The sequence below is a fragment of the Paenibacillus suaedae genome, assembly GCF_032337355.1.
Classification (GTDB): domain Bacteria; phylum Bacillota; class Bacilli; order Paenibacillales; family Paenibacillaceae; genus Paenibacillus_B; species Paenibacillus_B suaedae.
In genome coordinates this window covers 1-20,792 of sequence record NZ_JAVYAA010000001.1, presented here as the reverse complement: position 1 = coordinate 20,792, position 20,792 = coordinate 1, and the positions used below count along the sequence as shown (strand labels likewise).

The following is a 20,792-nucleotide window of genomic DNA, read 5'->3' as shown; positions in this document are numbered from 1 at the left end:
GCGCGTCTCCCCTTCGGCGCAAACCGATTGAACATCTTCCTTTCCTGCTAAGTGTGATAAGCTGAACACTGAAGACAAAGTACAAAGTGTTATCCTAGAGTCAAGTGAGTCGCCATCCAACTCTCCCAACGTATCCGAGGCTACGAATCAGGGAGGCTAGGGGTACTATGCAAGTACATAACCCAGATAGAGATCACAAAAATAGCTCCCTCATAAGCACTGTTGTTTAAGAGAGACTATCAGTTACACACCTAACTAAGCTAGATAAGGGATCAACGTACAGGGAGGATCAACATGACCAAGCAAACCAAAATTCGCATGGCATTACTTTTTGCAATACTCGTTCTGATCTTAGCAGCTTTATTCATGTATGGGTCTACACAGCAGGAAAAACCAGCCGCCATTTCAAATGCCCCTCAAGACGATATAAAAGAGGCAGCTTCTGTACCACCAGCCAAGAAATTAGAAGATTGGGCGCAACAATATAAAGATATAAAACTAATAGACGCTCACAATCATAGCGCATCAAATCGGGCATACGATTGGAAGCTAGATATGATGTGGGATAAATACGGTGTGGATCGTATCGTACTATTTGGAAACGTATCCGAACCAAGTGCTGTCGGAACAGATAAAATCACATGGAAGGCCTATCAGCAAACCTGAATAATGCTATAACAATAGAGTCGAGGGAATCCGCAATTGATTCAGCAAAGAGAAAAATAAATGCCCTTCGCTCTTGCGTAACCGCTTTATTAAATGGAACGGATGTGCCTTGTCCATTATGTTCTGTCAATACGGTAGCGTTTTGTAAAACTTGTGGAGGCAATAAGTATATTCCGACAGTCCACTCTGTGCTACGCAATTTAGTTCATTCAGAACAAACTTGATAGCAATCTATATTGGAGAAATTCAAATCTCATGGATGTAGACAAAATAATTAGTTAGGTTTAATAAAATCAAGGAAGTAGTTTCCCTATTCGTCGATTTTGACGAGTAGGGAACATAATTATATTATGATTGAATTTAACTCTGGTTTAACAAACATCTACGAGCTCACCCGCTCCAATCTTCTTGAGTTAATCGATAATAATGAAATTTTATCGTCTCGATCACATTGTAGGAGATTTATACAGCACTTTGAACTTTGGCCACATGAAAAGCAAAACTACTATATTGCCGTTGAAGTAATGAGATGGATTCCAAACTCTCCCGACATAGGCTACTTCGCTACTCAGGATAAGTTCGTGAGCATGCATTCCTTTAAACCTAGTGAATGTATCTTTTCAGCATTTAGTGTTTATGAGCATATCCTTATAGAGAACAGAACCTCACTAATCCCTTGTACAAATAAGGGGGGGAGATGTTGGGCATTAAAATTTGATGATTTAGTCATTGAGACTAGCAAAACAGCTGAAATGGCTATCTGTAAATCCTCAATCATCATAAATTACATTCTTCGGACAAAGTGTGCATAGAACAGTTAAACATAAATGTAGGATAAACTTGAAGTAAAGGCGAGGTAACAAGAAGAACGCATAGAATTAACAAAGCGGTCTTTTCGTTTATACTTGGCATATCTGGTTACATCCAAATAGTTCGACACGTACGTCAGCATATGCATGGGTAGTCTATGGCTTCATAACCTTGTTGAATATTCTAGAGGAATTGACATACTCTTGCCTTAACCTTAACCTAGAAACAGACATCAAGTTGACCTAAGTAAAGATAAGATGATCGGGTGGCGATTTTGATGAACTTAGAAGTAAACTATCACAGTTTTCTTGGAGTTACAAAAGACAAGCTGGATCCTATTCTCGCAAAAATGAAAGAACAGGATGAGGGGCGATGGAGAGTTATTGCCTGGACAGCTCCCTTTAAGAAGCTTCCTAGCATTATTAGGCCGGCAAGCGCATTAGTAAAATATCACTACCTACATTACCGATTATTGGGCCTGTTGTGTCTGTGGTATTGGGTTGGCCTGTGTGGATTACTGTTTCCATTGGTATAGCCTTCGTATTTATAGTGTATTTCATATTGGTACAACAATACATAAATAAAATGATCTCAATTGCTAGTCCAGAATTTCATATAGGAGCTCTAAGGGCTAAGCGCCCAAATGAATATGAACTATGGAAACCAATAATCAACTTCAATACTTCATTTAGTTCGTTATATGATTTCATCAACGCAACGATGAATTCAAAAGATGGTCAAGCAATAAAAGAAGCTATAGATTTCGCCAAAGGTCAAACCGATATATTGCAAGACACTAAAGATTCACAGGATTTATCGATAAAATATTTAGAAGAGGAGATTGAGAAGCACGAGATAGCAATCAGCTATCTCGTCGGACTTATTAAAGACACGAATAAATCTCTGTTCCGACTTGTAAATGGATGTATGAACTATCATGAACTTGATTTTGTTTGTTCATATACAATTTACGAGATTCGTAATGGTACGCTTGTCAAAATAGTTGACAAAGGTACAACTGGCAGCAGCCCAAAGGAGCTTGAAATCACAAAGGATAATGCAGAAGTTTACTCTGTAGTAGATGTTGCAATGAACCCTCGTGAAGTAAAATATAATAACCCATATCCAGGACGTACTGTTCTTTCTACCTATATGAAAATGGAGAGCGGGAGGGACTGGATATATAATTTCCACTTTGATGAGAGTAATGTTAAAGCATTGTATCTCGCACTTGGTGGTGATATTATAGAAATAAAAGAAGTCTACCGATTAATTCACGCATTCTGTCTCATACTACAGAAGACTTCTTTATCTGGAAAGGAGGGTACTCTCAATGTTGATGCAGTATCAGATGGAAGTCAAACCGCAGAAGGTTGAGATACACTCACAAAGAGAGCTATTACATCTTAACCGACAAAAAAGAGCACAGGTTCTTAAAGCAATCCAAGAGATCACTTTGGCCCAAAGAGAAATTGCTACCACAGTAGAGTTTAAATCAACTACTTCAAAAAAATAAATCCCGTGTTTGATAGCACCTTTGCCTAGGCAAAGGTGTTTTATTTTTGGAGCTGATAAGTATACATTTACTATGAAAAACCGACAATGCTATTAATTAACCTCAGATTATATAGGAGGGCTAGGGCATTGGATAATAAATCAAAAATTATTTCGTACAACAAAAAACCTAAGAAAATACATTTAAAAGAACAAGCTCAAATTCTAAAAGAGAATCGAATTAAAAGAAAAACTGTTTTAAATAAACTGAATAAACGATCGTAGTTACTAATATATTTTCTTCCTGATAAACGCTCGCCCGCTCTACGCAGCTGTCAGAAGGAAGTAATCTGTGGGATGCTGATTTCTGCAGCTGCTCCACACATTCCCCAACGGGGTACGGGCAGCACTACGACGCGGGTCCGGCCGACTTCCTCTGCAGCCGGAGCCTCTCCGTACTGGTGCTCTAGGCCGGGTGAATCTGACGAAAGAAAATAAAGTTATAGACTGAAAAATAGAGTATTAGACTAAGAAAGTATAGTTGTATACTAGAAAAGTATTATAGGGACGGCATACCGGTGACAGCGATGGCCGGTTTTACCCTGCTCGCGCTCCTGATCCTTCCGGATGCGGCCATGCTGCCGGGCGACAAGCCGGTAACAGCGATGGTCAAACATGACTGCAGCACTCAGTCTAATGTAGTGTAGTGCTTATGAAAAGTAAATAAGCCCATAACCGTATTTGGAAGCAAATTAATTTTCCTATTTATAAGGGTATGGGCTCTCTTTGATCCTAAATAAGGCAGTGTAGGTTCTTATCACTTATAAAACATCATCGTCTGCTAGTTGATCAGCCTGGAGTTCGAAATCTTCTAAATTAGCCGGAATCTTTAATCTTACTTTATTGCCTTCTAAAGTCACTCCCATTTTACTAGCATGTTTGACAGGATCGTACGTTTCATTGTTTTTAAGGCAAGAGTATAGTACATGGGCTATTTTGCCACAAACATGACCAATTGCTTTTCTCTTTGCCATTCCTCTTTCAACTAATCGCTTATAGTAAACACGAAAATTATTTTCGCTTATCTTCGGAGATAATAACAGAAGGGTCATTAAAAATAGTACTCTTCGAGTATCTCTAACGCCTTCGTATGTCTGCCTACTCTTAAAAACTGATGTGCCCGAGACTTTATTTTCAGCGGCAACACCAAGATATTTTTTGCACACTATGCCCAATAGCGGCCCATCTTTTGCCTAATGTCCCTCCCATATTCCCAGAACCAATTGAAGCGATTTTCATTTTATTTCTGCCTCCTTTTCTAATATCTCATTGTAGAAATCCAATTTCTCTCGCGTCCGCCCGATTATGCTTGCCAGCGCTAAGTACTGAGCCTCCATTTTGGCAAGATGCTCCGAGAGAATTTGCGTTCGGCTAGAGATAACTTCCTTTTCTTCAGCGGTTAACGGGAAAGGCCCAGATCATCAGTTGACTGGCAAGCTGAACTATTCGTTCCTGAGCGTCATCCAATATATCGGCATCGAAGGCTCGTTCGAGCGGCTGGAAGCGATCGCCGTCGCGCTGTGGGTCAGGGGCAATTTCGTTAAAGTGTCGGTATCGCTCTTCATTCTGTGTCTAAGCGTCAGCCTACTGTTCTGCATTCAGAACTACCGCGAGCTCATCGCCCCGCTCACGCTGCTGTCAGCGATCGGCTCGGCCTGGATCTTCCATAACAGCGGCGAACTCCACGCGTATCTCGTCTTGATCTACCCGACCCTCGGGCTGATCATGCAGAGCCTCATTCCGCTGTAGCTTCTCCTGATCGACTGGGTCAGAAGCAAGGCGGGCGGCATGCAGCGGCGATAGCACAAGGCAACGGCTTGTCGCGCTTCATCGCGAAGCCGGCCATAGGGAAGAGCCGGATCGCTGCGAACAGCTTCCGGCTCTTGGCTTACAGTGTACCCCGCTGCGGTTCGTCATGGATCGGTCACGTTGGACGTACCGTTGGCGTATACGGCGGCAGAATGGTCGTCAAGCAGTGCGCCTTTGTTGGTTGGGGCTTCATTCATGACATGGCCGTGAAGAAGGCCGCGTTCTTCATGAACAGGCTTTCCAGCTTCGCCACGAGCGGTCCGTCAAGCTCCGATACCTGTCTGATCGCCAACCACTCCGGATCGTTGCGGAAGCGGTCGTAGTTCAGGTTGCGCGCGTCCATGTCTTCATGCTCGACGAGATAGTACAGCCGATTCGCGCCTTCGTCCCAGTCTTCCCAGAACTGCGTCACGTTCATGCCGTGCTTCGCGAACAAAGCAACGACATGGTCCCGGAACCGGTCCTGGATCGCCTTCATCTTGCCCGGGTGAATATGATAAACCCGCAATTCATATAACAAAGTTCTCGCCTCCTTATTCAAATTCGCAAGCATAACGGTCGCGGATTCCATTTGATTGTCCACGCAAGCGATATCGATTATTACCTACTAATAGGTAGACAACCGACCTCGAAACCGCTCTTTGACATCAACCGTGCGTCCTTCATTGAGGAACAACTGGATAAACATCATGTCCTCCGTTCGCTGTATGTTCAGCTACGTGGGATCGTACACCATGCCATAGGAGTCGTGTTCCGTAATGACCTGGAACGGTCGTTCGCCGGTACATTGAGCGTGTCGATCATCGCCTGATACACGATATCCCCTACTTTCTTTTGATACTCCGCCGATTTGACCTTCATCAATGCGATGCGTACGAATGGCATGCCGCATTCCTCCTTATCGTTTTCCCTTAGTCTTTTCCTCACGCTTACCCGGCGTGTTCGGTATGATTGAATCTTAGCACGATGAGGTCTATGCTAAGAATGCAGGCGAGTTCGTTCGAAGAGTTCGTGTAAGTTCGTGTTATCGGGAGGAGAACTAATGGCGGGTAATCAAACGGATCGGGTATGGCCGGAAGAGATGATTCGCAAACTACGGCAGAGACCGGGCCCAACTGGAAGGGCGAAGCTGCGGCAGATTGATCTGTCCAAGCGGATCGGGGTGGAGACAAGGACGATACAGCAGTGGGAAAATGGCGAACGGCTTCCGAGCGCCCATAATCTGCAACTGCTGATTCAACTCTTTGTAGTTGAACAAAAATTTCTTCGCGGTTCCGAGAGCGCGGAGGCTCAGTTACTTTGGGAGACGGTTCGTCGATTCCATGACGACAGGTCAGGAAATAACCGGATGTATCCCCTCTTTGACGAACAATGGTTCGAGGCGATTCTCGCGGATGCTTCTGCAGGTAGCGATTCTAACGTTCACTCCGGAATCCGATCGGAAGGTTCGCCGGTTCACAGGACCGATGAATCGCCGCGAAATGCAACCGCGCCATACGGGACAACGAATCTACCCAGCAGAATGTCCTCGTTTATCGGCCGCCTCGAACAGGTCGGGGAGATTCGGCAACAACTTGCTGACTACCCCCTCGTCACGCTTGCAGGTGCCGGGGGAAGCGGCAAGACGCGCCTGGCGTATAAGGTCGCCTCGGACGCCTGCCTCTCTTATCCCGACGGCGTGTGGCTGTTCGAGCTCGCTTCGGCGATGGATATGCTCTCGGCGCTGAGAATCATTGCATCGGTGTTGGACATCAAGGAACAGAAGGAACGGCCGCTTATCGAATCCTTGCTGGACCATATCCGGAACAAATGCATGCTTCTCGTATTCGACAATTGCGAGCACTTGATCGATTTCTGCTCTTCTCTCATCGAGCGGTTGTTGTCGGCATCCCCTAAGGTCGCCATTTTGGCCACCAGCCAGGAGCCGTTGAACATCGGCATGGAGCGCGTATGGAGGATTCCGCCGCTCACGTTCCCCACGGAGAATGAGCTGCGGAATCATGCAGCAGATGACGCCATTCTGTCCTGCGAGTCCGTTCAGCTGTTTATCGAGCGCGCGACCGCTGTATCTCCCTCCTTCCGCGTGACGGAAGCGGACGTGAAGATCGTCGGACGGATCTGCGAACGCCTGGAGGGCATCCCGCTGTCCATAGAACTGGCTGCCGCCCGGACGAACGTGCTCAGTATCGAGCAAATCGACGAACGGCTGTCCGATTTGTTCGCCGTCCTTACAGCCGGGAGGCGAACGGCTGCCCCCCGTCATCAATCGCTTCGAGCCACCCTGGAGTGGAGCTTCGCCCTGCTCACTGAGCAAGAGCGGCAGCTGCTGCGGAAGCTGAGTGCTTTTAACGGGGGATTCGATCTGGACGCGGTCGAACAGATATGCGCGGATGAAGAATCGAACCCGTCGCTCGGACGGTTCGATCGTCAGGAAGCCTTAAACTTGGTTGCTAGCCTATTCAATAAATCGTTTCTTTCTGTTGATTTGGCAAGTAGCGGATCTAGACGCAGATATTCGATGCTCGAGACCATTAAACAATTTGGAATTGAACAACGGGAAAAGCACTGCACGGACGAGGATCGCGAACGGATGATCAGTCGCTTCGTCGAGCACTACTGTCGGTTCGTAAATAGAGCGGAACGGGGATTCCGCAGTCGAGACCGGGATGCCGCATTCGTGGCGATTCGGCGGGAATACGCCAACATTCGCTCCGCGCTGAGATTAGCCTGCGATCATCCGCGGGAGGCGGGAGCTGCAATACGAATGGCAGCCTGCCTCTATTATTATTGGCTGCATGAAGGGACCTTGCAGGAAGGATCCGCGCTGCTTCGAACGGCTCTGGCGACGCACTGTCAAGCTTCCGTTCAAGAACACGCGGTCAAAGCGAAGCATGGTCTTAGCGTGTTGCTATGGGTTATGGGAGAAGTCGAGGAAGCCGAAGATTTGGCCAGACAAAGCGCGGATGAAGCTCGCAAGCTCGGACATCCGGCGCTCCTGGCATCTCAGCTTCGCATGCTGACTCAGCTGGCATCGAGTTCGGGCTTAGGGGACGAAGCGATCCGGTTAGCGGAAGAGAGCGTGCTTCATGCCAGGAATTCAGGCGACGATTGGAGCCTCGCGTCATCCTTAGGTTCTCTGGGCAACATTCTGGTGGTGCAACAGCATTGGGAACGAGCCGAACCCTTGCTCGTCGAAAGCGCCTCTCTATTCGAGAAAGCAAAAGACGATTTGGAGTTGTCGGGACCTTTGCGGACATTGGGATATATCGCGTTAAACCGGCGGAAGCCCAAAGAAGCGTTCGCACTCTTCAAGAGAGGCATCGCCATCTGCCAAACGTATCAGAGAACGTGGTTCCTTGCGCGAGGAGTCGAGGGACTTGCAAGCTCGTTGTGCGGGCTGGGAGAATACCGGGCGGCCGCTACGCTTATCGGAGTCTCCGAGAAATTAAGAGCGAAGCTTGGCTCCGCGGCTCAGCCTCAGTTTCAATTGATTTATGAGCAAGCGAAACGAACCTGCAGGCTAGAATGCGGCGATGAGCCGTTTAACGAGGCCATTACGATCGGAAGAGGAATGACGAGAGAGCAGGCCGTTTCTTATGCGTTAGAAGTATAGGGGCACTCCCGAATGGAATGCACAAATGACGCCTTGCCTTACCGATGGCTTCATGCTTCCACCAGCCTCCTTGAACACTTGAACGGCAAAATTAAAGGACTATTTTTCGAGGGTATCTGATTCTGCAATGACAAGCAGGAGGCCATCCCGCAAGGAATGGCCTCTTCGTTAGGGACGGATTTCGGATGTTTTCTTAAAAATTTCGTTTTTATTACAGCTCCTAGGCGAGCAGAAACTCTATATTTTGTAACCATTCATCAAAAGTTAGCAAGCCGGGGTGTAACTTCCGGACTTCAGCAATATCAATTCTTAGCTCCTCATTATTAATAAAGTCAAACGTTCTTGCTCCGCTTGGACTTATTTAACGTATAGTTTCGACGGGAATTTCCACATAGGGAATACTTTTTCCAATAGCAACCGATATTGCGTGCGATATAGCCCTGGGGGTCAACGAATCCCCGGCGATTTCAACGGTTTTGCCTAAAGTTGTACACAGTGAAATAAGAGTTAATGATAGAATGAATGCATGGGAACGAAGCCCAATTTTCCTTAGAGCGCATGCTGCAAGTGAAGGAGCATGCGCTACTTTTTAATCTTCAGGGATCTTCGGCTCAGGCCATATGAAGTTGTCCAAGGGGTACTGTGACATCACAACATACCCTCGTCTGCGCCCCGCTGGGCTTCCGAAGTCATAGGCGTTCAGGCCTTCGCTTGGGCTACGCTCCCCTCCATTATAATCCTTACCAAATATTAATTAAAGAACATACGCGGGTAGCATGTAGTGCTTTTAAAGGAGCCTTATCTTAATCTAAGCACTAAGAAAACACTTTATTTTCTGGATTAAGTTTCTTTGACGACTCCTCGATGGTACAGTCTATACTTTTTAAAGGCTGACGCTTTTCTTAGCCGAAAATCTCAACAAATCAAAGTTGCCAGTCTAATACTCTATTTTCTCCATCCAGAATCAATCGACCTTATCAGTGGCACGTAAACCGTTTCTTCCTTTTGATAGCAAGAATAAACAGACTATAATTAACTCCTACAATAATTTACAAACCCTCATGAAAGGCGTTATAATAAGCATATTACGAAACTAATTAATTTTCTTTGTTGTTCATTGATACGGCAAAGAAGGAGAATGCTAAGTTTATTGGTGAATAAATAGGACTTAATATAGGAGACCAAAGATACACACGGGATACGTGTGTCTTTTTGTGTCTCCTTTTTTTGTCCAAAAACAGGAGGTCATTAAAGGCGGAAAATCCTCGAGATCTGTAATTGTAAAAAAATATTCAGTATTCAGGAGGCAATATGAAAGACATTGTACAGTTCATTTTTACAGAAATCGAAACTGTTAAGGAGAGCTATGTAAAAGGGGTATATTCGAAAGAGTTTGCACTTGGTTACTTATCTTCCCTTAATAGTCTGGCTGCCAAGTATAGTCTCGGGAATCTGAAGGAGGATATCCTAGATAATGCATTCCATCTGTGCAATACACCCAATGCTAGAGAGAACATTAAGCAAATTCCTTATTACTCCAACATCGAGAAGAAAAACAAACTGAATTAACCAGTTCAGTCGAATCAAACGATGATTTACATTCGGTAGGAGTAATACCGGAGGTAAAAGGAAGACTCTAAATCCCGAATGGATTTAGACCATAGATTTCACATCGGTCAGGCGGTGACGGATCACATTTCCCCCCGCCTGAAGCGGGGGAACCTATGGAGGTAATAGATAATGGTGGAACAGCTTTCATTTTATCTTTTTGATTACTTTCCTTCTTTACAACAGGCTACAATTTCTAGGCCTGTTACTGTAAATCCCAGCGTGGATCATAGAATCGGTACGCTCAATACAAGTACAGGAAAGAAATATGCATATGACTGTGGGGAAGAATTGCACGGCGCCAGAAAGCATTTAGTTGCAATGGCAAGATTTTCAGCAGAATGGCAGAAAGCTATCGAAGAGGACCCTACCCTAGCATAAAAAATGGTGTGCAAAAACGAGCTGTTAGACGATTTTAAAGCCGAGCAGCTCCGTGAGGAGGGATTTACATCTCAAGCAGCCTATGCCATTAAGTTGCTCTGGGACAGGGTATGTCAGCGTCCTGAGGATGACCCTTTGGAGCGAGAATATTTTATTCAAGCCGTTGGAGAATTACGAATACGGCTTTCAACAGCCACGAATGAACAACTGGTTCGAGAAGCTATTAACCAGCTTCGAGAGGACTTCTATAAGGCGCGTTATTCGACATATCGTCTCAAATTAGAGGCTGAACCTGAACTGATGAATTTTCGTTTCTGGTTAGCCCTGGGCAACCGCTTTAAATCCTTATTTGTAAATTCATCTCGTCGAAGTACGACAATTGGTTACCGCAGTCTATTATCAAAAGCTTTTTCTTCGGAAGAGGGAAGAGACTGGAATTGGACGCTTTCAAAGAAAATAGAGAGCGACAAAGCTAGAGTAGAAAATGCTGAGCGCTGGAAACGTAGGGTTCCGGAAAATGTGATTAGACACTCTCAGGAACCATCTGGCGTAAGCCGTCCTGATCATTTAATTGAATTGTATGGTTTTCGTGGAATCCAATTTGGTAACTGGGTTGAGGATGAAGCTGGCAGGTATCATGTACTCTGCTGCGGAAATGCACTATCTGACTTGGCTGCATTGCGATCGCATCTACATACTCGGAAGCACTCGCACATTCCATATGGAAGACAGAGCATCCAATGGATGGTATTTTGCCTGACCTCTATGCATTGTGTGCCGAGTACAAGGCCCCTATATTGATGCATATTGATCCTCCTCAAGGCATCCCGATGCTGAAACTGGAGGAAGCGGCCAAGAAATACCCAGATACTATATTTATCTTTGGGCATGCAAATGCCTACAATTCTCCCGAAAATATACGCTCATTGCTAAGCGAACACCCGAATGTCTACGCGGATTTTTTCGCAGGCTTTACGGCATTTAATCCATCCAGTGCCTATAAGCTGGAGGATTTCGTTCCTATCATCAAGGAGTTTCCGGATCGCTTTTTGCTAAGCACGGATTCAGGTTACGGCCTCACGAGCGAAGAAAATGCAATTCAAGCCATGTACATGCTGCTTGACGCATTCGATGATCCGGTGTTGGCAAAAAAGATCGCTTCAGGCAATATCGAACGGCTCATTCGTGACCAGCCTATCACAAGTACCCAGCTTGCCGCAGTTCGACAACTAGAAAACAGGACAGGCAAAAAATACGACACCGTGAATCTGTCGAAAGAAGATGCCAGCAAGCTATTGCTCGAAGCAGGTCAACCGTTACCAGGCACTGAAGATGAGTAGACAATTCCCCATGAATCATAGTCTGAAATAGTACCACCATAAATAAACTGCATCTCCTTTGTTAGACACCATATAGCATTTAGAGATGCAGTTTTTTCACAATAGTATTTCGGGTAGATCATTCATACTCTATTCTATCTATGCCCTAATATCCTTACGATTTGTCTGCTGCTCGGTCACCTGTCGTTGCTGCAATAAGAACACAGCAAGTCCAATCAAGATGAGTGCAATGCCAATGCCTTGCTGTAGCGTGATAACCTCATCCAAAATGAAATAAGCAAGGATGCATGTCCCGACCGTCTCCCCAAGAATACTCATAGAAATGACTGACGTACTGAGCCATTTCAGTAGCCAATTGAATAACGTCTGGCCTAAAATCGTTGCAATGAAGGCGAGTCCGACAAAGGACCACCAGGTGTTCGTGGAATAATCGAGGAAGGATGCTTGTTGAATTAAGGAAAAGAGACTTAACAAGAGCGCACTGCTTGCATAGCCGATAATGGAATAAGGAACGAGCGACAACTGTTTGCGAACATGCTGGCCAACAAAGAAGTAAGCCGTAATGACTCCTGCCGCAATAAAAGCAAGAATATCGCCGAACAGCGCCTGTCCGCTAATCTGGAAGTCCTGCCACCCGATGACGAAGCTTCCTGCAATCGCTACGATACAACCGAGTATGGCCCCCATACGGAAGCGTTCTTTAAACAAAAAGTAGCCTCCCGCCATGGAAAAGAGCGGCTGCAAGGTCACAATCACCGTTGAGCTGGCGACTGACGTGAAATTTAATGACTCAAACCAGAGCACATAGTGCGTGGCAAGAAACAAGCCCGACAACAGTCCAAACCCCCATTGCTTCTTCGACAATGAACGTAGTTCCCGCATGCTCTTTTTGTTCGCGAGAAGAAACGGCAGCAGCATAACCGCTGCAAAAAACATTCGGTAAAACGCTGTAATGCCAGCCGGCGCATCTGCTAGCTTCACGAAAATGGCCGAAGTCGATAATGCCAGCACCCCGAGAAATAAAGTCGCATAAGACATAAGCGGTGATTTCAATACTGCTCCCCCTAAACAATGTGTTAATCAGCCATACAACGTTCTACCATGTACACATGTAAGTATAATTAGAAGGGCGCATAAAAAATAGTAGGCAATGATTCTTTTTAACATAATATAATGCGGCTACCTTTGGTCATTACCATAAGCATTTCCTGAATAGACACAGCAGCCTCTTATCGGAATACATCATGAGTAGAAAAATCAACATTTCGAGGATTTCTTTTTTACATCACAAAGAAAAAACCCCGATGAATAAATCATTCATCGGGAAAACGAGTCGACTTTTTTAATGTTGCAATTAGTTTTGTTTATCAATATAAATTAAATAGTCATAGGATTTACTTCGTTTATTTTCTACTTTCAGATAATAGTTATGACTCTCAGCCAAATCCTCAGTAAATACCACTGTGTTGCTTGAATTCAACTTTTTACTTCTTATTTCATTTTTCTTTTCGTCGTAGAGAGTAACTACTGCATCCCCAGCAGAAAGGTCAATGTTTCCAGGAGTAAAATCAAACTTAAATGATCCCGATTCAGAGGGAGAAAACTCATAATAATCTAGATCACCTTTAGAAGCGTTCCCATCAATAATAACATGATTTGATAATTGGAACTTGTTAGCCTTCGAAAACGTATCGTTGCCTCCTTTGCTTTCATCCTCATACACAAAAATCGGTTTTGCTGCAAACGCTGATGTTGACATGCCTGCTACCATCGCAAGTGCCAAAATACCTGCGGCAATCTTTTTCTTCATAAATTAATAGCCTCCAAAAATAGTTTGAAGCGTAAAGAATCTGAGGTGTGGTTCTATCTATTATTTTAAGACTCGAACATGCTGCCAACTAGGGTAGCGATATGACATGATTCAATGAATAAATTTACTTTTTTATGAAATGAGTAGACTCAAACAAAACAAAGAATATGTAAGCCCGAAGCTCGTCATGAGACAAAATCGACCGGCAAATGCCGAGCTCCGGATCCATCAAGTTATATCAATGCAATAGCGAGTAATGTGAATAAGCTTAAGGTTATGATATCGTTATTAACGAAAGGAAAAAAGCCTGACGTTCTTACAGCTCCATAATTCGCTTCAGGGCGCAAATAGACATTTTGATAATCTACCTTAACAACTGTCCCTCGGTACTCTTTCCGATCCATCGTCAGGATACGGACTTTTTTGTTCATACAGTACAAGCAATTTTGATAGGCTTCCATTGTTGTTCCCCTCCTCCCTATTCACCATATGACACAAATCCAATTGGGACACGGCGAATACACTTCCTAGCGAGGGGATATTGTCTGCCTAGCAGCATCTCCTTACCATTTTCAATCTATGAACAAAGTTATTGTCCCTTCATTTTCTTCTTAAAGCTCATCACCGCGATAGCAAAAATGAAGACCGCATAGCCTGCTACCCAAATAAAAGGGACAACTAGCTTGCTGTATTCGCCAGCCAACGCATATCGTGCAGCATCTACTGCATGAGCGAACGGCAATACATAGGCGATTGACTGGAATGCACCCCCGATCATATCCAGTGCAAACCATGTTCCGCTAAGCCATGCGGATAGATTAACGAAAATCGCAAATATCCCTCCAACTTGCTTGTCTGTGAAATATGTCCCCAGCAGCAGTCCAAACCCAATATACAGAAGCGCCATCATCAAGAGCAGAATAATAGCTACCAGCACATTCAAATGTATGGAAAGTCCTAAGAAAAAGGCTGTAATCAAGCACACAGCAATTTGCAGAGCCGCAATTGGCAATAAGGGAAGCGCATATCCGATGATATAATCGGATGCCGACATGGGCGAAGCGAAGATCCGCATCAGAAATGAGCTGCTTCTATCCTTCCCGACCAGCATTCCTGAGAATAACGTAATGAATGAAAAGCTAAAAACGATCACACCTGGCGTTATATTCTCGATTTGAAATAGAGCAACGGGCATGTTCTTCTGCATGAGTGAAAAAAGACAGATCATGATAACCGGAAGCCCCATTCCAAATAGAAGGGTCAATGGATCTCGTAAAACTTCCTTACGATTGCGTGAAGCAAATGCGAAGTATTTCATAATCAGGCCTCCTCTTCTGTTAATGCGAGGAATATTTCTTCTAGCGAAGATTTCCCGGTTTTTCTTTTTAACTCCTCGACTGTTCCGAGCGCATGCAAGGTACCGCTGTGCATAATACCAACTCGATCCGCAAGCGCCTCTACCTCTTCTAAATAGTGCGTCGTTACGATAATCGTGATCTTGCCTTTCAACTCCAGTAAAATCCCCCATAAATCACGTCTAGCTCGAATATCGAGCCCTAACGTCGGCTCATCCAAGAAGATGATTTTCGGATTGGAAATGAGTGCCATCGCAATGCTTAGTCGGCGCTGAAGCCCGCCTGATAGTGTCTTGGCTTTGCTTCTCGCCCGATCTGTAAGCCCGAACCTATCCATCAAATCCATCGATTTATGCTTGGCCTCTCGCTGGTTATATCCATAAATGCTCGCAATGAATTCTAGATTCTCCTTCACCGTAAGATTCGGGGCGACTGCCGTTTCCTGCGGCGAAAGGTTTATGTTCTGCTTTACTGCCGTCGGATTGGTGACAATACTATCGCCTGCCATCCATGCATCGCCGCTCGTAGGGGGAAGCAGGCAGCTTAGCATTTTAATCGTGGTCGTCTTTCCGGCACCATTTTGACCAAGCAATGCAAAGAATTCTCCCTGTTCAATCGTCAGCGATAGATTGTCGACAGCCTTGCGCCCTGTATAAGTTTGGGATAGGTTCTTGACTACAATGCTCATCTATTCCTCGCCTCCCTCTTCGAATCGCTTCAACTGAATCGCAGCATTAATCTGTTTGATGTCATTCTTCGATATGACGTATTGCGTTACCCAAGTAATGATATAGGTGCCTAGAAAGCTGAGCAGGAACATAAGCACATTACGGGACGTCTGCGGCATCCACAGCAGAATAACGACCGGAATCCATACAGCTGCCGTGATGCAAAAATGAATGAAATACTGCTTCAATAGTCCCCACTTCGCCACATCGAACACGAGTGAGCTAGTTGCGAAGGTAATCCCTATTATTCCGGTCAGCAGATTCTGCACGATAACGGCTATCGTCCCATTATGGAAATAAGATCGAAATTGTTCGACAACCGGCATATATTCCCCCTGACCTACAGAGAACGAAATAATGATCTGGACGATTTGTCCAATGATTACGCCGATAATGAAGCCACCGGCAACTCGATTAAGTAGATTTTTCACGATGATTCACCTCATATACCGAACAGTTTCTTGATTTTTGCAACATAACGCCTAGAAGCATAAGTTTTCACATTTCCAGCGAGCGACACGCCAATCGTTCCCGTCATGCTTATATCCATGTTTAGAATCATCTTGATGTTCACGATCTCCGAATTCGAAATGCGGACGAAGCATTCGCTATCGAGCTTTTCTTCCAATTCATACAGCCTGGAACGAACAGTGTAGATACCGGCGATCGTTTGAAGGAACACCTTCTGTTTCTCTGCGTAAATTCGGACAATATGCTTGCAATCGACGATTTCTACACCGCGATCTGAAAATACAGGCAAGGCATCTATATAAGTCTCTGACAGCCGCTTCATGATTTCTGATATTTCATCCGTCATTTTGTCGGTTAGGATGATGATCTTCGGCTCTGTACAAGATGGATCGATCGATACTTCGAATTTCACGTCATCTCATCCCCTTCTCTCGGTTCTAACTATAGGAAGATTCCCCACTGCTGTAAATGAATTCGCGATAGACGGTCGTTTTCGGATGATAACTGGTTGCAATTTAACTGCACTCTTTGTACGGCAGCACTTTCGCCAAACAAAAAACACACGGAGAAAGAGCCTCCGTGTGCCGATTCTATATCTATTCTCTTGTATGGTCGGAAATGAGGGCGCAATTTGAAAGTCTGTCATTTCACCAAGTGAACATTCCCTAGTATTTCAGCATAACTAATGCTATAATTTAGGTGTTTTATGTCAAATAATTCGCTTTTAAATGGGAAGGAGTGAATACCTGATGAAAAAGAGATCTTTGAGAAGCCTATCCTCCGGTATCGGGTATTCTACTGCTGTTTTCTTCTAGAATTCAATGTGACGGGATAAGTCTGTCCATTTTGAAGGAAATAACCGAAACCATTTAAAAGGAGATATTACTTATGACACAAATCAATCCTATCGTTTCCAGATATAATCCTGAATCGATTGCAAAGCCGGTTGGAGAATACAGTCATGTAACCAAAATTGGCAGAGATGCGGAGCTGTATGTTTTTTCTGGTCAAATTGGAATCGATCAAAACAATCACATTCCCACTGACTTCAACGAACAGGTAACGAACACGATGAGCAACATTGTTGCCCTCCTTGCTTCTCAGAAGCTAACTCCTGATCATGTCGTGAAAGTAAATATTTGGGCGACGGAAGAAATCAACTGGGCTCATTTCGATGCGGAGTGGAATAACGTATTCGGTGCTACACCTCCTTCCATGACGATTGCCTATGTTGCTGGATTAGGTCTTCCTGAATTGAAAATTGAACTGGATGTATGGGCTGCAGGCTGATAAACGGCTCACATCATGTTGATATGTAACTCCCCCTCAGTGAGGGGGAGTTCTTTATGGTAAGGCTGGATAGCTCTCGGTACAGATGGACTTCCTTATCATTAACCGCGCTGAGGAATAATAGAGAGTGCGATCTTCTAAAGAATTGCGTTCTGTATCCACCATTCTACTGGGTTCGATTTATTAGCAAACCGGATCGTAGCCCTTTACGAGGGCACCAATGCGCGTCTTAACTCCAAGCATATCAATAATTGATGCAATGTGATATTCAACGGTTCTCTTGCTCATCGCAAGAATAACAGCGATTTCTTAATTGCTCTTTTCTTGAGCAATTAGTTTAAGCATAAGCATGGACTCCAATATCGTACGCTTTTTGGTAGAACTCCTATAAGAGTAGCCGGACAACATAATAATTTTCATAGCTAGCCCGAATTTCTCTTTACATAGCTTCGCCACTTCGAAGCCATCCATATGCGGCATTGAAAAATCTATCACGAATACATTTGGCTTTACATGGTTCAGCTCTTGAATACCCTCGCGTGGATCCGTGAAAGTTCCGACTACATGAAGATCATTCTCCTCGTTTATTCGGTTCTTTAATCCTTCCATGACTAAATGGTGGGTTGAGGAATGAATATTCATTGGACCACCCAAATAATAGACCTGATGATAAATGGATGCCAAACGGAAGTGACGTGATAGCTTTCAAGCGCAATCCCATATAAGCGCTTGAATGCATGGCCAAACCCATCATGGCTAACGCCTTGATGTTTTTCTACTGCACGCCGTCCTTGATGACGCCGAATGTATGATTGATTCCGAAATGATACGGCAAGTAAGGCCAAGATGCCCGAAAATGGCACACCAGAGCACTTGATGGCAAGCTCCTGCTCGCGCGAACCGCATGAACAAAATGTGCGGATCGACCTATCCTGGGTCACGATGCGCCACCGATGCCGTTTGCAAGAATGCCTTCTGCTTCTCTGCATAGATTCTGACAATATGTTTTCATTCGTTGATTTCAACGCCACGATTGGTAAATGCGGAATAACTGGTTCCAGCTCATAGTTCACTTCAGTGTCCGGGTTGTACTGACTGTTACTGCTTACAAAAAACACACGGAGAACAGGCTCCGTGTGCCTCATATCAAAAAATTCGATTTTATCGTTTGAGAATTGTACATTTAACAGCACGAATTAAGACTAAAGTTCAGTAATTGGAATGAATCTCTTCATGTATTTTCTTGTTATTTTGCAAGTAATATTTGTTTATCCACTAAATCTTGTATAAAACTTTCAAACTCTTCAATTGAATATTTACTATTATATAATTCTTCAAAGGTTGCATTTCCATCAATTGTCGTGCTAATGATTTTAAAAGCTTCTTCGTGTACGAAGAAAGATTCATTAGTTACAACATTTTTCAAAACTCTTCCATTTTTATAGATTGAATTCGAAAAGATATCATTATAACAGTAAGTGCACTTTTCTACTGTAATCACCTTCTTAAACGGTAAATTGTAAAGCTGCAACTGATAAATCATTTACCTTCATCTACTTATAATTTTAGGTGTGTGTACTAGAATGGTCAGAAAGAAAAATATGATAAATATCTTGTTTTTTCAATCACTATTCAATTACATTTTCGAAACAACATTATCTTTTCCAAGAGGGATTACCTTCAATTCCATGTTCTCACCTCCTTTTGCCTAGTACACACACCTAATACTATATAAGTGAGATCATGGCATTATGAAATGAATATTGAATTCTTCGAGCACCTCTAGTTATCCGTGTGTTCCTAGGGTGGCCAGAAAAGGAAATATTGAGAGTGTTTTGTCTCAATCACTCTTCATTTAACTTCTTTTATCAGGGAGGACGCTAGCTCCCAAAGGAATTACTTTCAATTCCATGTTCTTACCTCCTTTTTGCCTAGTACACACACCTAAAACTATAAATATGAGATCATGGCATCGTGAAACGAATATTCGAGTTCTTCGAGCACCTCTATACTATCCTTAAAATGTAAAGGTTCATCAGTAGAATGTGCCTTATATAAATCCAGACATAATCTTTCCCATTTTCTGTTTGCCTTTTCCAATAGTTCTATAAGGAGTGGATTATTTATGTACTCACTTTTAATCAAATAATTTTTTGAAGAGATTGGTCCATCCACGGACTTAATGGATCTCATTAATTCGTAAAATGATAACGAGCGATAAAATGCATCTGAATTATTCATTTGCTCGAGCAGTGCTTTTAATTTTCCGAATTCTTTTGTGCAATTCGATACATTTTTTTCTGCATTCTTATTTAGAATGATAGGAATGTTGCCTCTGATCTTTTGTACATCTGGTGTCTCATCATAAAGCAAATTAATTAATTCAACATCCGTATTATTATTACTTGTTAAAGCAACGACGAGATCATTAAGCGTAATGTGCTCTTGCGTATATCTTTGATCGCTAGCGATGAATGATTTCGTATGTTCATCATATTTTTCGATTATGATAATGTGGCTTCCGTTATTTTTCTTATAATTAACGGCATCAAAAGATAAATAGTAGCTATTAACTATTCCAAGTTGATTCTTCTTTAAAGACACTTTATCAATAATGAAATTTGTAGCTTTATCGGTATCATTAAAATTTAAAATATCCAATTTAATGTTTGTAAATGAAGAAAAATGCTCTGTATCTATTATGTTTCCTTTTATTGAAACGTTTTCATAAAACTCATTTTCATTCCTCTGTACACTAAAATCATAACCACCAAAATAAAGGAAAATTTCAGGTTCGCTCATATTAGTGTCAAAAATATTATTTATATGTTGCATTATTGCATAATAAAAACAGTGTTTAATGATTCTCACCTTCCCAGTAGAATTGGTGAATACCGTTCTTCTCCTCATGCATATGCTTCTGAAATCCTAACACTTTCAAAAGCCTAGCAAAGCCAACTTTCGACCATGTTTTTATTACTAGTTCTCAATTATCATATGGAAAACGATATAGGGGTTATTTGAAATTAACTATTCCTATTCTCGAGAGGAAGAAAATGAATATTCTTGAAGTAGGAGAACAAGTAGAATAGATTTCTTGTCATTCATCAGAGGCTAATTAAAAAGTTTACATAAGTTTACATAAGATTGTATAATTTAGGTTATCACAATCCATTCCAAATCTCAACTTTTTTCTTCACATTTAATTCTACGCTTGAAATAATCAAACAATAAATGGGGCTGTCCCATAAGTAGGTTTTTACTACTTGTGAGACGACTCTAGATTTGAAAAAGGTCGAGCTATGGGTTACATTTGTACCCATACTCGACCTTTTTGCTTCATTGTTGCCCACTTCA

General features: G+C 43.2%; 24 protein-coding genes. 9 read left to right on the top strand and 15 right to left on the bottom strand.

Annotation, left to right across the window (positions count from 1 at the left end):
- Positions 1–294: 294 nt before the first annotated feature.
- The 3 genes from RQP50_RS00115 to RQP50_RS00110 all read left to right on the top strand — a co-directional run bounded on the left by RQP50_RS00115 (position 295) and on the right by RQP50_RS00110 (position 2,853).
- Entirely contained in the window at positions 295–666 is a 372-nt protein-coding gene (locus RQP50_RS00115) for a hypothetical protein (RefSeq protein ID WP_315742285.1), read from the top strand.
- Positions 667–1,016: 350 nt separating this feature from the next.
- Positions 1,017–1,478 carry a BC1872 family protein gene (locus RQP50_RS29230; RefSeq protein ID WP_394358333.1) on the top strand — a complete coding sequence of 154 codons (462 nt, stop codon included), beginning with the start codon at positions 1,017–1,019 and terminating at the stop codon, positions 1,476–1,478.
- A 481-nt stretch (positions 1,479–1,959) separates the two neighbouring features.
- Positions 1,960–2,853: a hypothetical protein gene (locus RQP50_RS00110; RefSeq protein WP_315742284.1), complete on the top strand. Its 894-nt coding sequence runs from the start codon at positions 1,960–1,962 to the stop codon at positions 2,851–2,853.
- A gap of 938 nt (positions 2,854–3,791) precedes the next feature.
- Here the strand turns inward: RQP50_RS00110 and RQP50_RS00105 are convergent.
- Positions 3,792–4,205 carry a hypothetical protein gene (locus RQP50_RS00105; protein WP_315742283.1) on the bottom strand — a complete coding sequence of 138 codons (414 nt, stop codon included), beginning with the start codon at positions 4,203–4,205 and terminating at the stop codon, positions 3,792–3,794.
- Between the two features lie 250 nt (positions 4,206–4,455).
- Here RQP50_RS00105 and RQP50_RS00100 point away from each other — a divergent pair, with 250 nt between their 5' ends.
- On the top strand, positions 4,456–4,779 hold the full coding sequence (locus RQP50_RS00100; protein ID WP_315742282.1) for a GerAB/ArcD/ProY family transporter: 324 nt from the start codon (positions 4,456–4,458) through the stop codon (positions 4,777–4,779).
- Positions 4,780–5,032: 253 nt separating this feature from the next.
- Here RQP50_RS00100 and RQP50_RS00095 read toward each other — a convergent pair whose 3' ends face one another.
- Complete coding sequence (locus RQP50_RS00095) at positions 5,033–5,359, bottom strand: NIPSNAP family protein (RefSeq protein ID WP_072727602.1); 327 nt, start codon at positions 5,357–5,359, stop codon at positions 5,033–5,035.
- A 191-nt stretch (positions 5,360–5,550) separates the two neighbouring features.
- The gene (locus RQP50_RS00090) at positions 5,551–5,724 is read right to left on the bottom strand and encodes a tautomerase family protein (RefSeq protein WP_175560590.1); all 174 of its coding nucleotides are present in this window, start codon (positions 5,722–5,724) and stop codon (positions 5,551–5,553) included.
- Between the two features lie 157 nt (positions 5,725–5,881).
- On the opposite strand from RQP50_RS00090, the gene RQP50_RS00085 reads away from it, so the two are divergent.
- From RQP50_RS00085 to RQP50_RS00070, 4 genes are all read left to right on the top strand, one after another.
- A complete protein-coding gene (locus tag RQP50_RS00085) occupies positions 5,882–8,452 on the top strand; it encodes a helix-turn-helix domain-containing protein (RefSeq protein ID WP_315742281.1) in 2,571 nt (856 codons plus the stop codon).
- Between the two features lie 1,311 nt (positions 8,453–9,763).
- Positions 9,764–10,021, top strand: a complete 258-nt coding sequence (locus RQP50_RS00080; protein WP_315742280.1) for a hypothetical protein — start codon at positions 9,764–9,766, stop codon at positions 10,019–10,021.
- A 171-nt stretch (positions 10,022–10,192) separates the two neighbouring features.
- Positions 10,193–10,441 (top strand): hypothetical protein, encoded by a 249-nt coding sequence (locus tag RQP50_RS00075; RefSeq protein ID WP_315742279.1) that lies wholly within the window; start codon positions 10,193–10,195, stop codon positions 10,439–10,441.
- A 740-nt stretch (positions 10,442–11,181) separates the two neighbouring features.
- Positions 11,182–11,781 (top strand): amidohydrolase family protein, encoded by a 600-nt coding sequence (locus tag RQP50_RS00070; protein ID WP_315742276.1) that lies wholly within the window; start codon positions 11,182–11,184, stop codon positions 11,779–11,781.
- Between the two features lie 138 nt (positions 11,782–11,919).
- Here the strand turns inward: RQP50_RS00070 and RQP50_RS00065 are convergent, their stop codons facing one another.
- The 7 genes from RQP50_RS00065 to RQP50_RS00035 all read right to left on the bottom strand — a co-directional run bounded on the left by RQP50_RS00065 (position 11,920) and on the right by RQP50_RS00035 (position 16,557).
- Positions 11,920–12,834 (bottom strand): DMT family transporter, encoded by a 915-nt coding sequence (locus tag RQP50_RS00065; RefSeq protein WP_315742274.1) that lies wholly within the window; start codon positions 12,832–12,834, stop codon positions 11,920–11,922.
- A 301-nt stretch (positions 12,835–13,135) separates the two neighbouring features.
- Positions 13,136–13,591: a hypothetical protein gene (locus tag RQP50_RS00060; protein ID WP_315742272.1), complete on the bottom strand. Its 456-nt coding sequence runs from the start codon at positions 13,589–13,591 to the stop codon at positions 13,136–13,138.
- A gap of 233 nt (positions 13,592–13,824) precedes the next feature.
- Positions 13,825–14,052, bottom strand: coding sequence for an LSm family protein (locus RQP50_RS00055; RefSeq protein WP_315742271.1), 228 nt, complete (start codon positions 14,050–14,052; stop codon positions 13,825–13,827).
- 128 nt (positions 14,053–14,180) lie between these two features.
- Positions 14,181–14,909 carry an ABC transporter permease gene (locus tag RQP50_RS00050; RefSeq protein ID WP_072727610.1) on the bottom strand — a complete coding sequence of 243 codons (729 nt, stop codon included), beginning with the start codon at positions 14,907–14,909 and terminating at the stop codon, positions 14,181–14,183.
- A gap of 2 nt (positions 14,910–14,911) precedes the next feature.
- Positions 14,912–15,634, bottom strand: a complete 723-nt coding sequence (locus RQP50_RS00045; RefSeq protein ID WP_315742268.1) for an ABC transporter ATP-binding protein — start codon at positions 15,632–15,634, stop codon at positions 14,912–14,914.
- A complete protein-coding gene (locus RQP50_RS00040; RefSeq protein WP_315742266.1) occupies positions 15,635–16,105 on the bottom strand; it encodes a DUF3021 domain-containing protein in 471 nt (156 codons plus the stop codon). It abuts the gene before it with no gap.
- An 11-nt stretch (positions 16,106–16,116) separates the two neighbouring features.
- A complete protein-coding gene (locus tag RQP50_RS00035; protein WP_315742264.1) occupies positions 16,117–16,557 on the bottom strand; it encodes a LytTR family DNA-binding domain-containing protein in 441 nt (146 codons plus the stop codon).
- 476 nt (positions 16,558–17,033) lie between these two features.
- Between RQP50_RS00035 and RQP50_RS00030 the strand changes: the two genes are divergently transcribed.
- The gene (locus RQP50_RS00030) at positions 17,034–17,435 is read left to right on the top strand and encodes a RidA family protein (protein ID WP_072727614.1); all 402 of its coding nucleotides are present in this window, start codon (positions 17,034–17,036) and stop codon (positions 17,433–17,435) included.
- A 183-nt stretch (positions 17,436–17,618) separates the two neighbouring features.
- Here the strand turns inward: RQP50_RS00030 and RQP50_RS00025 are convergent, their stop codons facing one another.
- The 5 genes from RQP50_RS00025 to RQP50_RS00005 form a co-directional block, all read right to left on the bottom strand.
- A complete protein-coding gene (locus RQP50_RS00025) occupies positions 17,619–17,732 on the bottom strand; it encodes a hypothetical protein (RefSeq protein ID WP_305082461.1) in 114 nt (37 codons plus the stop codon).
- A gap of 12 nt (positions 17,733–17,744) precedes the next feature.
- The gene (locus RQP50_RS00020) at positions 17,745–18,077 is read right to left on the bottom strand and encodes a response regulator (RefSeq protein ID WP_072727615.1); all 333 of its coding nucleotides are present in this window, start codon (positions 18,075–18,077) and stop codon (positions 17,745–17,747) included.
- Positions 18,078–18,681: 604 nt separating this feature from the next.
- Positions 18,682–18,978 carry a hypothetical protein gene (locus RQP50_RS00015; RefSeq protein WP_072727617.1) on the bottom strand — a complete coding sequence of 99 codons (297 nt, stop codon included), beginning with the start codon at positions 18,976–18,978 and terminating at the stop codon, positions 18,682–18,684.
- 407 nt (positions 18,979–19,385) lie between these two features.
- Entirely contained in the window at positions 19,386–20,345 is a 960-nt protein-coding gene (locus RQP50_RS00010; protein ID WP_315742258.1) for a hypothetical protein, read from the bottom strand.
- A 254-nt stretch (positions 20,346–20,599) separates the two neighbouring features.
- A partial coding sequence (locus RQP50_RS00005; RefSeq protein ID WP_315742256.1) for a hypothetical protein occupies positions 20,600–20,792 on the bottom strand: 193 nt, incomplete at its 5' end.

Excerpts from the sequence above, each read along its gene's own strand:
- RQP50_RS00115 (WP_315742285.1), top strand. The coding sequence starts at position 295 with ATGACCAAGCAAACCAAAATTCGCATGGCATTACTTTTTGCAATACTC.
- RQP50_RS29230 (WP_394358333.1), top strand. The coding sequence starts at position 1,017 with ATGATTGAATTTAACTCTGGTTTAACAAACATCTACGAGCTCACCCGC.
- RQP50_RS00090 (WP_175560590.1), bottom strand. The coding sequence starts at position 5,724 with ATGCCATTCGTACGCATCGCATTGATGAAGGTCAAATCGGCGGAGTAT.
- RQP50_RS00085 (WP_315742281.1), top strand. The coding sequence starts at position 5,882 with ATGGCGGGTAATCAAACGGATCGGGTATGGCCGGAAGAGATGATTCGC.
- RQP50_RS00080 (WP_315742280.1), top strand. The coding sequence starts at position 9,764 with ATGAAAGACATTGTACAGTTCATTTTTACAGAAATCGAAACTGTTAAG.
- RQP50_RS00075 (WP_315742279.1), top strand. The coding sequence starts at position 10,193 with ATGGTGGAACAGCTTTCATTTTATCTTTTTGATTACTTTCCTTCTTTA.
- RQP50_RS00070 (WP_315742276.1), top strand. The coding sequence starts at position 11,182 with ATGGATGGTATTTTGCCTGACCTCTATGCATTGTGTGCCGAGTACAAG.
- RQP50_RS00060 (WP_315742272.1), bottom strand. The coding sequence starts at position 13,591 with ATGAAGAAAAAGATTGCCGCAGGTATTTTGGCACTTGCGATGGTAGCA.
- RQP50_RS00055 (WP_315742271.1), bottom strand. The coding sequence starts at position 14,052 with ATGGAAGCCTATCAAAATTGCTTGTACTGTATGAACAAAAAAGTCCGT.
- RQP50_RS00050 (WP_072727610.1), bottom strand. The coding sequence starts at position 14,909 with ATGAAATACTTCGCATTTGCTTCACGCAATCGTAAGGAAGTTTTACGA.
- RQP50_RS00045 (WP_315742268.1), bottom strand. The coding sequence starts at position 15,634 with ATGAGCATTGTAGTCAAGAACCTATCCCAAACTTATACAGGGCGCAAG.
- RQP50_RS00030 (WP_072727614.1), top strand. The coding sequence starts at position 17,034 with ATGACACAAATCAATCCTATCGTTTCCAGATATAATCCTGAATCGATT.
- RQP50_RS00020 (WP_072727615.1), bottom strand. The coding sequence starts at position 18,077 with ATGAATATTCATTCCTCAACCCACCATTTAGTCATGGAAGGATTAAAG.
- RQP50_RS00015 (WP_072727617.1), bottom strand. The coding sequence starts at position 18,978 with ATGATTTATCAGTTGCAGCTTTACAATTTACCGTTTAAGAAGGTGATT.
- RQP50_RS00010 (WP_315742258.1), bottom strand. The coding sequence starts at position 20,345 with ATGAGGAGAAGAACGGTATTCACCAATTCTACTGGGAAGGTGAGAATC.